Origin of the sequence: Vibrio zhugei (genome assembly GCF_003716875.1) — a bacterium.
GTDB lineage: Bacteria > Pseudomonadota > Gammaproteobacteria > Enterobacterales > Vibrionaceae > Vibrio > Vibrio zhugei.
Window position 1 is genome coordinate 168,138 of the sequence record NZ_CP033077.1, and the last position, 12,330, is coordinate 180,467.

Consider the following 12,330-nt stretch of genomic DNA (forward strand, 5'->3'; position numbering starts at 1 on the left):
AAGTCCTAGGTTTATGTCTGAGCCAAGGGTACAATGAACCACTATTTTCATCACATCAAAGGAAGGATAAGGAATGAAAATCGCATTAGTCACCGGTGGCTCTAAAGGGATTGGATTACATACCGTTTTGCGGATGGTCGAGTTGGGGCACCAAGTGATCACCTGTTCTCGCTCACGAGAGACTTGGTCCGAGGCCGTGAATACCTATCCACAGCTTGCTGCTGTTGATCATCGATGTGTTGATATCAGTGATGAGGCCGCACTCGCCGCGTTTTATGCGGGCATTAAAGAGCGTTATGGCCGTCTCGATTACGCAGTGAATAATGCCTCACCTGCGTTAGTTTCTGGTGGACCGTTTGCGACGTTGAAAGCGGAAAAACTCAAAGAAACGTTGGATGTCGACTTCTGGGCGCAGGCGTTGTGCTTTCAATATGAAATTGATCTGATGAGTGATGGTGGTGCGATTGTCAATGTCAGTTCAATCAATGGCATTCGCCCAACTCCGAGGGCGGCGATGTTCAGTGCTGCAAAGCATGCGCTTGAGGGATTAACGCAGTCCGTCGCGTTAGAAAATATCGCGGCCGGTATTCGTATTAATTCGGTGGCGCCAGGGGTCACATGGACGCCGCGTTGGGATGAGAAACGAGTCGATAACCCGAACATTCGTGAAGAGGTTTCAGACGTGGTGCCGGTACAGCGTTTCGCTGACCCACAAGAGATAGTTAATGCGATTGAATTTTTACTCTCTGATAAAGCCAGCTATATTGTCGGCCATACGTTGGTGGTTGATGGTGGTTTGACATTGACATGGTAACTCGCGCGTAGATAGCTGAGATAGGAATTAACATGACAAACATCTGTGTGGAAGTGTGCGTTGATAGTATTGAATCGCTGCACAATGCGCTGGAGGGAGGCGCGGGACGTATTGAACTGTGCAGCTCATTAGCTCTTGGCGGGATCACGCCAACCGTGGGATTGATCAAATATGCGGTTGAACAGTCAAGCGTACCCGTATATGCCATGGTTCGCCCTCGCAGCGGTGATTTTCTCTATAGTGCGGATGAAGTCGCGATGATGGCCGATGAGATTGAGTTCTTACGAGATCAGGGGGTTGATGGGGTTGTTGTCGGTGCATTAACCGCCGATGCCGCGATTGATAGTAAGGCAATAGCCTGTTGGAAATACAGTGCAGGTCCGATGGGAATGACGTTCCACCGCGCCTTTGATTGGACCGCAGATCCGGAGCGCGCACTAGAAACCTTGATTGATCTTGGATGTGAACGCGTATTGAGCTCTGGGGGACAAGCGACGGCACAAGTCGGAATGCACTATTTACGTCAGTGGATTCAACAAACTCAGCGGCGGTTGTCCATCATGCTAGGCAGCGGGATCACGCCGCATAATGTGAGTGAGATACTCCAGTATACTGGCGCCTGTGAGGTGCATTTATCCGGTAAAGCGTTGCAACCCAGTCGAATGAGTGTTCAGACCCAGCGTGCCGTGATGGGCAGTGATGCGCAAGCGGATAGTTACCGAGCCGTAACGGATAGCGAGCAGATTCGCCAAACCATTGTTCAGTGTCAATCGTTGATGACATAAAACATAGATTCACACAGTAAAAAACCTCGGCTTGCCGGGGTTTTTGTTTTCTCGATGTGGCAATGTCGCAAATCGACATTCGCTAGACGTTACTAAGCATATTCGAATGAGCGGCAGTCTATAACATCTACTCTATCCCAAGGAAGAAAGTCACTTCATATTTGAAGGCCTGCATGGAGAGAAGGATGTTTACGAAAAAAGATTCGATAGCTGAGTTCGACGAAGCGGTATGGACGGCAATGCAGCTTGAGACACAACGTCAAGAAGAGCACATTGAACTGATCGCTTCTGAGAACTACACCAGCCCCCGCGTCATGGAAGCACAAGGTTCGGTCTTAACCAATAAATACGCTGAAGGGTATCCTGGTAAGCGTTATTACGGTGGATGTGAATATGTTGACCAAATCGAACAGCTTGCTATTGAGCGCGCTTGTCGTCTCTTTGGCGCTGATTATGCCAACGTGCAACCTCATTCCGGCTCGCAAGCCAATGCAGCGGTGTACGCCGCGCTGTGTCAACCCGGTGATACCATTCTTGGTATGAGTTTGGATCATGGAGGCCATTTGACTCATGGTTCCAAAGTCAGCTTTTCAGGTAAAATTTATCATGCCATTCAATATGGCATTACCGCAGATTCTGGGGAGATCGATTTTGAACAAGTCGAGCAACTGGCGCTAGAGCATCGCCCCAAAGTCATCGTGGCCGGATTTTCTGCTTATTCACGTAAAATTGATTGGTCACGTTTTCGGACTATTGCGGATCAAGTCGATGCCTACTTATTTGTTGATATGGCCCATGTTGCATGCTTGGTGGCCACAGGGTTATACCCGAATCCCATCCCTTGGGCAGACGTGGTGACGACGACAACACACAAAACCTTACGTGGTCCACGTGGCGGTTTGATCCTCGTTAAAGCAAATCCAGACATAGAGAAAAAACTCAATTCAGCGGTATTTCCCGGTGGACAAGGTGGACCATTGATGCACGTGATTGCAGCCAAAGCCATTGCGTTTCAAGAGGCCTTACAACCGGAGTTTACTGCCTATCAAAAACAAGTTGTGATGAATGCGCAAGTCATGGCGGAAGTATTGCGGGGACGAGGGTTTGAGATCGTTTCAAATGGCACCGATAACCACTTGTTTCTGCTTAGCTTAGTGAAACAAGGACTGACTGGAAAAGCGGCCGACGCCGCGTTAGGCCGAGCCAATATCACCGTGAACAAAAATACCGTTCCGAACGATCCTCAATCGCCTTTTGTGACCTCCGGTTTACGTATTGGCTCGCCAGTTGTGACGACGCGTGGTTTTAAAGACGCTGAATGCACCAAGTTGGCAGGCTGGATCGCCGATATTTTGGACGCATTAGAGAATGAAGAACACTTGGAATCCACCATTCGTAACGTCAAATCACAGGTTATCGCACTTTGTGCGCAATTCCCTGTGTATCGCTAAGCCACGGAAAGGAAACTCGGGAGAGAATATATGGAGCGTTATTCAGGATTTGGGCTGTTGAAACACAGTTTTGGTTATCACGAAAATTGGCAGCGCCTATGGCGCAACCCTCAGCCGAAGAAAAAGTACGATGTCATTATCGTAGGTGGTGGCGGTCATGGCTTAGCAACGGCGTATTATTTGGCCAAAGAACATGGCATTACAAATATAGCGGTGATCGAAAAAGGGTATTTAGGCGGTGGTAATACCGCCCGTAATACCACGATTGTTCGTTCTAATTATCTGTGGGATGAAGCCGCACACTTGTTTGAGCATTCTCTCAAACTGTGGGAAGGGCTCTCGCAAGATCTGAACTACAACGTGATGTTTTCACAGCGAGGTTGTTTGAATGTGGGACATACGTTGCAAGACATGCGTGACATTGAGCGCCGAGTGAACGCAAACCGTCTTAATGGGATTGATGGTGAAGTGCTGGATGCTCAGCAAGTTAAGGAAATCGTTCCGGCGATGGATTGCTCGCAAAATCGTCGTTATCCCGTGATGGGGGCATCGTGGCAGCCTCGTGCAGGGGTCGCACGTCACGATGCGGTAGCTTGGGGATACGCACGCGGAGCTGACTCAATGGGGGTCGATCTGCTGCAACAAACCGAAGTTGTTGGGTTTGAAATGGAAGATGGCGCGGTAGTCGGGGTGAAAACACATCGCCATGGCGTGATTCGCGCCGACCGCGTCGGATGTGTTACCGCGGGCCACTCTGGGGTCATGGCAAAAATGGCGGGCTTTGAATTACCGGTTGAATCTCACCCGTTACAAGCGTTGGTATCAGAGCCCATCAAGCCGGTGATTGATACCGTCGTTATGTCGAATCATGTGCATGGGTATGTCAGTCAATCAGACAAAGGAGATTTGGTCATTGGCGCTGGGATTGATGGATACACCGGGTACGGCCAGCGAGGATCGTACCCTACCATCGAGCATACTATCCAAGCGATTGTTGAAATGTTCCCAAGCTTTAGCCGGGTGCGGATGAACCGTCAATGGGGCGGGATTGTCGATACCACCCATGATGCCAGCCCGATCATCTCTAAAACGCCCGTTGAGAATCTGTTCTTTAACTGTGGCTGGGGGACAGGGGGATTTAAAGCCACCCCAGGGTCAGGCAATGTGTTTGCCGCCTCGTTAGCCAAGGGGGAGATGCATGAACTCGCCGCACCGTTTTCAATGTTCCGTTTTCATGATGGTGCGTTGGTGGATGAACATGGTGCCGCTGGTGTTGCGCATTAAGCTAAGGAGAGCCAAATGTTTCATATTTATTGCCCATATTGCCAAGAAATGCGTGAAGAAGAAGAATTTCACGCCAAAGGACAAGCCAGTATTGCTCGTCCTTTAGACCCCGATAATTGCACGGACAAAGAGTGGGGAGAGTTCCTCCATTTTCGCACCAACCCTAAAGGCACGCATCATGAGATGTGGCACCACGCAGCAGGATGCCGGAAGTATTTCAATATCGTTCGTAACACTGCAACGTATGAAATCGAACAGGTATATAAAATGGGTGAAGAACCCAAAGCGTCTGAGCATGAAAGCCAAGGAGTGGAATCATGAAACAACCTAATCGCTTAGCCTCTGGGGGCCGAATTAAACGCGCTAAAGTGCTGAACTTCACTTTTAATGGAAAATCCTATCAAGGGTTTGAAGGCGACACGGTCGCGTCTGCTTTGTTGGCCAATGGCATTGATATCGTCGGCCGCAGCTTCAAATACAGTCGTCCTCGGGGCGTGATTGCGGCGGGAGCGGAAGAACCTAATGCCATTTTACAAGTGGGGGCAACGGAAGCCACACAGATCCCCAATGTACGCGCGACTCAGCAAGAGCTCTATGAAGGGTTAGTGTGTTCGTCAACCAATGGTTGGCCGAATGTGCAAACTGATTTGATGGGCATGGTAGGCAAAGTCGGTGCCAGCTTGATGCCGCCCGGTTTTTACTACAAAACCTTCATGAGTCCGGCGAAAATGTGGCCGACTTACGAAAAATACATTCGCAAAGCGGCTGGATTAGGGCGAGCGTCAAGTGAGCCGGATCCGGATATCTACGATCACATTAACCAGCATTGCGATCTGCTTGTGGTTGGTGCAGGCCCGGCCGGGTTAATGAGTGCGTTATGTGCGGCAAAAGCCGGGGCACGGGTGATCATCGCCGACGAGCAAAATGAGTTTGGTGGCAGTTTGCTCGCGAGTCGTGAATTGATTGATGGTAAACCAGCGAGTGCTTGGGTGGAATCGGTGGTGGATGAACTGGCCACTTATGATGACGTCACGTTGTTGAGCTGCTCGACAGTGAATGGCTATCACGATCATAACTTCCTGACGATTCATGAACGGATCGGTGATCACGTCGCCGATGTAATTGGTCGCGATAAAGTGCGTCAGCGTATGCACCGAGTTCGCGCGAATTGGGTGATCTTAGCGACTGGCGCTCATGAACGGCCATTAGTGTATGCCAACAACGATGTTCCTGGGTGCATGCAAGCGTCAGCGGTATCCACTTACATTCAACGTTATGCGGTGGTGCCGGGTGAGCAATTGGTACTCATGACCACCAATGACGAAGCCTATCAAACGGCACTCGACTGGGCGAATGCTGGAAAAGAAGTGGTGGCGGTAGTGGATACCCGTCAAACCGTGTCGGGCGCACGTATCGACGCGGTAAAAGAACTGGGGATAGAGGTCATCACCGGCAGCGCTGTCATCGATGTGACCGGTTCGAAACGTGTATCAGGTGCGGTGGTGGCGAGCATCAATGAAGAAGGTGACGCGGTCACTGGAAAAGAACGCACACTCGCCTGTGATACGATTGCCAGCTCAGGCGGATGGAGTCCAGCCGTTCACTTATCGTGCCATATGGGCAGCCGTCCGGTGTGGGATGAACAAGCAATCGGGTTCGTTCCTGGGGAAACCGTCCAACGCCAATTAACAGCAGGATCGATCAACGGGCTACAAACCTTACAGTCGGTGCTAGAACAAGGTTTGGAAGTCGGTCAAAGCGCTGTACAGCGTTTATCACTGGTGGCCAGTGCTCTGAGCTGTCCGAAAGTCGAGACATTACGCAGCAACCCACCAATGGCTTTGTTTCATATTCCGCATACCAAACCGACGTCACGCGCACCCAAGCAGTTTGTCGATTATCAAAATGATGTTACGGCGTCTGCAATCGAACTCGCCACGCGAGAGGGCTTTGAATCCATTGAGCATGTGAAACGCTATACGGCATTAGGTTTTGGCACGGATCAAGGCAAACTCGGTAATATCAATGGTATGGCGTTTGCCGCAAAAAAACTGGGGCAAACCATTCCGGAAACAGGGACGACGATTTTCCGTCCTAATTATACGCCAGTGACGTTTGGCGCGATTTCTGGTCGTCATTGCAATGAGCTTTTTGACCTCATTCGTTATACCGCGATGCACGAATGGCATGAGGCGCATGGGGCAAAACTTGAAGACGTCGGTCAATGGAAACGCCCTTGGTATTATCCGAAAGGTGGTGAAACCATGCAACAGGCGCTCAATCGTGAGTGTCTGGCTGTGCGAGAAGGCGTCGGTATTTTGGATGCGTCCACCTTAGGGAAAATTGATATTCAAGGCAAAGATGCGCGTGAGTTTATCGGGCGTGTGTACTCTAACGCTTGGGCGAAATTAGCCATAGGTAAGTGTCGCTATGGATTAATGTGTGGTGAAGATGGCATGGTCTTCGACGATGGTGTGACGTCGTGTTTGGGCGAAAACCACTTTTTAATGACCACAACGACTGGCGGCGCCGCGCATGTATTGGAATGGCTTGAGTTATACCACCAAACAGAATGGCCTGATTTGGAAGTGTATATGAACAGCGTTACGGATCATTGGGCCACCATGACACTTGGGGGGCCAAAAAGTCGAGAGTTGCTCAAAGAGCTAACGGATATGGATCTGAGTGCGGATAACTTTAAGTTTATGGACTGGCGAGAAGGGAACGTCGCAGGAGTCCCGGCGCGCATCTTCCGTATTTCATTTACGGGTGAATTATCCTACGAGATCAATGTGCAAGCCAATTATGCCCGTTATGTCTGGGATAAATTGTTCGAACACGGTGACAAATACGACTTAACGCCTTATGGCACGGAAACCATGCACATTCTTCGAGCGGAAAAAGGGTTCATTATTACCGGGCAAGACACGGATGGGTCCATGACGCCTCATGATTTAGGAATGAGCTGGTGTGTCGGGATGAAAAAGCCATTTAGCTTTATTGGTAAACGAGGTATGGCGTTAGAGGCCAATGCGCGCCCAGCTCGCAAGCAATTGGTTGGACTTAAAACGGTGAACCCAAAAAGAGGTGCTACCGGAAGGAGCGCAAGCGGTTGCTGATCCCAATGAGCCAGTGCCGATGACGATGTTAGGGCATGTGAGTTCGAGCTATTGGAGTGCCACGTTACAACGTGGTATCGCAATGGGCTTTATTATTGATGGGCAAAATAAAATGGGCGATACCGTGTATTACCCACTTGCGGACGGGCAAGTGATAGAAGCGGAAATCTGCAGCCCTATATTCTTGGATCCAAAAGGAGAACGCCAAAATGTCTGATGTCGTTTCGAGCAATAAAACAGAGGTCAATGCAACGCAAGATGTGGCGGTAATGGATCACTATTGTACGCGGCCAGCACAATCCCCGATTTTTGATGACCAAAAACATTTCAGCATCCAACCGACCACCAGCAAAGCGGGGGCTGTCATGAAAGAACTGGCGTTTATGGGACATCTCATTTTGCGAGGGAACAGCGACAATCCCGATTTCGTTCGTGGGGTCTCTCAGGTGCTTGGTATGGACTTACCCGTCAAACCGTTAACCAGTGTCTCTAACGATGTGACTCGCATATTGTGGGTGACCCCCGATGAATGGTTGATCATTTCTTCGGGCGATATGATCTTTGATATCGAAGTGGCGCTGCGCGCGAAATTGACCGGACATTACTCGCTTGTGAACCAAAGTGGCGGCCAAACCATCATTCAATTGTCTGGAGAAAGTGCAAGAGTGATGCTCAAGAAAAGCACTCCGCTGGATGTGCATCCGAAAGCCTTTCCTGTAGGGAAAGCGGCGACCTCGGTATTTGCAAAAAGCTCAGCCTTGATTTGTCGCACGGGGGACATGCAGTGGCAACTCGTTGTCAGGCGCAGTTTTGCTGATTACCTATGGCGCTGGCTATTGGATGCAGGCCAAGAATTTGGTCTAACGATTGAAAAATAAGGATAGCAAGCCGAGCACGATTGCTCGGCTTATCGTATGGAGCAACACATGGCACATATAAAATCTGATACTTGGGTATTTACGGGCAGTTGCCCTAGCCAGTTGGGGACCGTGGATGTGGTCACCCGTTTTATGGCGGAATCAGGGAATTATATTGATGAAATTCATTCCTTTGATGATCGTCTACAGCGACAATTTTTTCTTCGTATTGAGTTTACTCCCAATCAGGATGATTTTTCAGTCACACGGTTTAATGACGAATTTGCCAAGCGGGCCAGACAGTTTGATATGCAGTGGGATTTGTCGCCATCTTCTCAAAAACAACGTGTGGCGATTCTGGTATCAAAATTCGATCATTGTTTAAACGATCTGTTGTTTCGGGTACGGACTGGGCAATTAGCGATTGAAGTTCCGGTGATTATTTCCAACCACCCAGATTTAGAACCGTTGGCGAAATGGCATAATATTCCTTATTACCATTTGCCAATCACACCAGAGACGAAGTTAGCGCAAGAACAGCAGATTTTAGGTCTGTTGGAGGAGTACCGCATTGATCTCACGGTGCTTGCTCGGTATATGCAAGTGCTGTCGCCTGAAATGTGTGGTCACCTAGATGGTAAAGCCATTAATATTCACCATTCGCTACTGCCCGGCTTTAAGGGGGCAAGGCCCTATCATCAGGCATGGGAGAAAGGGGTCAAAATGGTGGGCGCGACGGCCCATTATGTCAACAATGATCTTGATGAGGGGCCGATCATCACACAAGGCATTCAGACCGTCGATCATGCGCATTACCCTGAAGATTTGATTTCTAAGGGACAAGATATTGAACGTATTACCTTGTTCAATGCCGTGCGTTATCATGTCGAAAAACGGGTGTTTTTAAGCGGAAAGCGCACCGTGGTTTTTAGTAATTAACGCCTCTTCTTGGGGAAGGCCTCTCCCCACACTTTCTCAACGCGACTCATGCGCACGGCTTTTGTCTGTGGTGTCTCATTACGTCGACTTTAGTGGTGCAAATGTCGTTTCAGAGTATCTAAATAATCTATTATTGATAAATAATCTGTTTTCATTTGAAAACGGAATGTTTTAGGAGTGTGCCATGAATATCAGCGTATTTGATTTATTTAAAATAGGCATCGGCCCATCAAGCTCTCATACTGTCGGTCCGATGAAAGCGGCATACTTATTTATTCAAGAGTTGGAGGCCCAAGGCCTATTCGACGCGGTCGATAGCGTCAATATTCAGCTATTCGGTTCTCTCAGTGCAACGGGCGCAGGACATAACACCCATAATGCGGTCGTGATGGGCTTGATGGGCTATCAACCAGAGACGATCAATCCCACATTGATTGAGCCCACCATTCAAGCGGTATGCGAAACGAATACGTTGGTCTTTGGCAACAAAAAGCCGATTGCTTTCGACTGGGATACGCAATTGGTGTTCGATGACCGAGTTTTGGATTATCACCCTAATGCGATGACACTCGCGGTTTACGATAGGGCTTCACAATTAATCAAAGAGAAAACCTATTATTCGATTGGTGGTGGGTTCGTATTAGATGAATACGAGATCCAAGATGATCATTGGCCACAGGAGACGATAACGCTACCTTATGAATATGCGACTGGTGAGCAATTATTGGCGTTATGTAAGCAGCATCATTTACGGATTAGTGACATCGTTCTGGCGAATGAAACTGTGCTACGTCCATACGCCGACGTCAAAGCCAGCATTTTTAAGTTGTGGGGGGTAATGCAGGAATGCATTGTGAATGGGATAGAAAATACTGGGATTTTACCTGGCGGATTGAATGTCAAGCGGCGCGCCTCGGCGTTGCATCAGGCCCTGACCGCTACCTCCGAAGCCGATGTGATTTATAGTTCTCTTAGCGGGATGGATTGGGTCAATTTGTTTGCGCTCGCGGTCAATGAAGAAAATGCAGCAGGGGGACGTATGGTTACCGCGCCGACCAATGGTGCGGCGGGCATCATTCCTGCCGTATTGGCTTATCACATGCGTTTTCACCCAAAAGCCAAAGAAGACGATGTGATGACGTTCTTTTTAGCGGCGACAGCGGTTGGCGCCTTATGCAAGAAAAATGCATCGATATCAGGAGCGGAGGTGGGCTGCCAAGGGGAAGTGGGGTCTGCCAGTGCCATGGCGGCTGCGGGATTGACGGAAATTCTTGGTGGCTCCCCTGAGCAGGTGGAAAATGCCGCTGAAATCGCGTTAGAACACAACCTCGGCCTCACATGCGATCCGGTTGGAGGTCTAGTGCAAGTGCCATGCATTGAGCGCAATGCCATTGCCGCCGTAAAGTCGATCAACGCGGCCAACATGGCGCTGCGTGGTGATGGACAGCACTTTATCTCGTTGGATAAAGTGATCAGGACAATGCGTGATACTGGCAGGGACATGCAAGATAAGTATAAAGAAACCTCGCGTGGTGGATTGGCGGTGAATGCGATCGAGTGCTGATTTTTTTATCACTTGTTTTTGTTAAACCTTTTAACATTTAGCCCTGAAATAGTGCAGTGTCGCAGCCATGGTGCAACGTAAAGGTCTGATGTATGTCACATTTTAGCTGTGACTTAGCTGCAATTTTATGTGATAAATCTAATTTTTTAGCTAGATCGCATAAATAATAAGCAATGGGTCATTTTATTTATGCTATGACACAAAAATTTAACAATAGGCGCGTCAAAGGGCACACTTGTTGCTATGTTGTTGGAGTAAACAAGACTCATATCCAGACAATAATTATTAAGGTATCGAGTCGCTACATTTTCTCTCCAACAAATAAATATGCAATGGAGTGCGCTATGTCAGTCTCAACCTATCACCACAACACAACAGTCACCAAACCAGTTAATCGCATTGGTTTTTTACTGTTGGATAATTTTACAATGTTAGCATTGGCATCGGCGGTTGATCCGCTACGAATGGCGAATCAACTGACGGGAAAAGAGCTGTATGATTGGTATACGATCTCTGAAAATGGTCAGACGGTAACGGCGAGTGACGGCATCAGCGTGATCCCGGACAGTTCGATGGCAGACGCTCCGTTATTGGATACACTGATTGTTGTGGGAGGCGTCAACATCACTCGCAGCTTTACCTCCAAACAAATTTATTGGCTACAGTCGCTGGCGCGTAAACATGTCAAATTGGGGGCGTCTGCACAGGCCCGTATTTACTTGCTGAGGCAGGATTACTTGACGGTTATCAGTGCAGCGTGCATTGGGAGTGCATCGCGACTTTGCAAGAGCGCCATCCTCGCGTCAGTTGTCTCAACCACCTTTTTGTGATCGATCGGGATCGTATGACGTGCAGCGGCGGGTCTGTGCCTCTGGATATGATGATCACGATGATTCAGAAGGATTATGGGCGAGAGCTGGGCTCGAGTATTTCTGAAATGTTTATTTGCGACCGAGTGCGGGGCGACAGTGATTATCAGCGTATTCCACTGAAACATATGATTGGCACCGCGCAACCCAAATTGGTTGAAGCCATCACTTTGATGGAAGCCAACATTGAAGAGACCATTGAACTGGATGAGTTGGCGTCCTATGTGGGGTTATCTCGTCGTCAATTGGAACGTTTGTTCCAGAAATACCTCCATTGCTCACCATCAAAGTATTACTTGAAATTGCGTCTTTATCGAGCAAGGCAATTGCTACGCCAAACCTCGATGTCCATCATTGAAATTGCAACCGCCTGTGGTTTTGTTTCATCACCACATTTTAGCAAATGTTATCGTATTCATATCGGCATTTCTCCTAAGGCTGAACGCGTCGGCACTCAAGGTGTAGCGCTCAGTAACGTTCCGCTGGTGGCAGCCGCCATCGGTCAGCAAAATGTGGTGGATTTGATGGAATATAATATGACGCCGTTGCGTTCATCTAAGGTGTTATTTGAAGCGCAACATGAACCGACCTATGGTTCCGTCTCATTGTAATGACAGTCTGTCCTGAAAAGCCGCCGTTGATGAAAAC

At 48.8% G+C, this 12,330-nt stretch carries 12 protein-coding genes; all 12 read left to right on the plus strand.

Translation table 11 applies throughout. The features are described from left to right. Positions 1-73 precede the first annotated feature (73 nt). The 12 genes from EAE30_RS00875 to EAE30_RS18915 all read left to right on the plus strand — a co-directional run bounded on the left by EAE30_RS00875 (position 74) and on the right by EAE30_RS18915 (position 12,293). A complete protein-coding gene (locus tag EAE30_RS00875) occupies positions 74-814 on the plus strand; it encodes an SDR family NAD(P)-dependent oxidoreductase (RefSeq protein WP_123014237.1) in 741 nt (246 codons plus the stop codon). A 32-nt stretch (positions 815-846) separates the two neighbouring features. Beyond that, entirely contained in the window at positions 847-1,599 is a 753-nt protein-coding gene (locus tag EAE30_RS00880; protein WP_123014238.1) for a copper homeostasis protein CutC, read from the plus strand. Between the two features lie 185 nt (positions 1,600-1,784). Further along, positions 1,785-3,050 carry a serine hydroxymethyltransferase gene (gene glyA, locus EAE30_RS00885; protein WP_123014239.1) on the plus strand — a complete coding sequence of 422 codons (1,266 nt, stop codon included), beginning with the start codon at positions 1,785-1,787 and terminating at the stop codon, positions 3,048-3,050. Positions 3,051-3,080: 30 nt separating this feature from the next. Further along, positions 3,081-4,334 (plus strand): sarcosine oxidase subunit beta family protein, encoded by a 1,254-nt coding sequence (locus tag EAE30_RS00890; RefSeq protein WP_123014240.1) that lies wholly within the window; start codon positions 3,081-3,083, stop codon positions 4,332-4,334. A 15-nt stretch (positions 4,335-4,349) separates the two neighbouring features. Continuing rightward, entirely contained in the window at positions 4,350-4,655 is a 306-nt protein-coding gene (locus EAE30_RS00895) for a sarcosine oxidase subunit delta (protein ID WP_123014241.1), read from the plus strand. Then, a complete protein-coding gene (locus EAE30_RS00900) occupies positions 4,652-7,453 on the plus strand; it encodes a sarcosine oxidase subunit alpha family protein (protein ID WP_241967554.1) in 2,802 nt (933 codons plus the stop codon). The genes EAE30_RS00895 and EAE30_RS00900 overlap by 4 nt, the downstream gene beginning before the upstream one ends. Beyond that, positions 7,422-7,670: a glycine cleavage T C-terminal barrel domain-containing protein gene (locus tag EAE30_RS18905; protein WP_241967555.1), complete on the plus strand. Its 249-nt coding sequence runs from the start codon at positions 7,422-7,424 to the stop codon at positions 7,668-7,670. The genes EAE30_RS00900 and EAE30_RS18905 overlap by 32 nt, the downstream gene beginning before the upstream one ends. Further along, entirely contained in the window at positions 7,663-8,331 is a 669-nt protein-coding gene (locus EAE30_RS00905) for a sarcosine oxidase subunit gamma (protein ID WP_123014242.1), read from the plus strand. Before EAE30_RS18905 ends, EAE30_RS00905 begins: the two co-directional genes overlap by 8 nt. Positions 8,332-8,379: 48 nt before the next feature. Continuing rightward, a complete protein-coding gene (purU, locus tag EAE30_RS00910; protein ID WP_123014243.1) occupies positions 8,380-9,249 on the plus strand; it encodes a formyltetrahydrofolate deformylase in 870 nt (289 codons plus the stop codon). Positions 9,250-9,433: 184 nt separating this feature from the next. After that, on the plus strand, positions 9,434-10,813 hold the full coding sequence (locus EAE30_RS00915; RefSeq protein WP_123014244.1) for an L-serine ammonia-lyase: 1,380 nt from the start codon (positions 9,434-9,436) through the stop codon (positions 10,811-10,813). Between the two features lie 344 nt (positions 10,814-11,157). Next, a complete protein-coding gene (locus tag EAE30_RS18910; protein WP_241967556.1) occupies positions 11,158-11,643 on the plus strand; it encodes an AraC family transcriptional regulator in 486 nt (161 codons plus the stop codon). Between the two features lie 59 nt (positions 11,644-11,702). Beyond that, a complete protein-coding gene (locus EAE30_RS18915) occupies positions 11,703-12,293 on the plus strand; it encodes a GlxA family transcriptional regulator (RefSeq protein ID WP_241967557.1) in 591 nt (196 codons plus the stop codon). Positions 12,294-12,330 lie beyond the last annotated feature (37 nt).

Bases quoted from the DNA above. Each gene is read 5' to 3' on its own strand.
- EAE30_RS00915 (WP_123014244.1), top strand. From the start codon at position 9,434: ATGAATATCAGCGTATTTGATTTATTTAAAATAGGCATCGGCCCATCA.
- EAE30_RS00895 (WP_123014241.1), top strand. From the start codon at position 4,350: ATGTTTCATATTTATTGCCCATATTGCCAAGAAATGCGTGAAGAAGAA.
- EAE30_RS18910 (WP_241967556.1), top strand. From the start codon at position 11,158: ATGTCAGTCTCAACCTATCACCACAACACAACAGTCACCAAACCAGTT.
- EAE30_RS00905 (WP_123014242.1), top strand. From the start codon at position 7,663: ATGTCTGATGTCGTTTCGAGCAATAAAACAGAGGTCAATGCAACGCAA.
- EAE30_RS00880 (WP_123014238.1), top strand. From the start codon at position 847: ATGACAAACATCTGTGTGGAAGTGTGCGTTGATAGTATTGAATCGCTG.
- EAE30_RS00875 (WP_123014237.1), top strand. From the start codon at position 74: ATGAAAATCGCATTAGTCACCGGTGGCTCTAAAGGGATTGGATTACAT.
- glyA (WP_123014239.1), top strand. From the start codon at position 1,785: ATGTTTACGAAAAAAGATTCGATAGCTGAGTTCGACGAAGCGGTATGG.
- EAE30_RS00890 (WP_123014240.1), top strand. From the start codon at position 3,081: ATGGAGCGTTATTCAGGATTTGGGCTGTTGAAACACAGTTTTGGTTAT.
- EAE30_RS00900 (WP_241967554.1), top strand. From the start codon at position 4,652: ATGAAACAACCTAATCGCTTAGCCTCTGGGGGCCGAATTAAACGCGCT.
- EAE30_RS18915 (WP_241967557.1), top strand. From the start codon at position 11,703: ATGATTCAGAAGGATTATGGGCGAGAGCTGGGCTCGAGTATTTCTGAA.
- purU (WP_123014243.1), top strand. From the start codon at position 8,380: ATGGCACATATAAAATCTGATACTTGGGTATTTACGGGCAGTTGCCCT.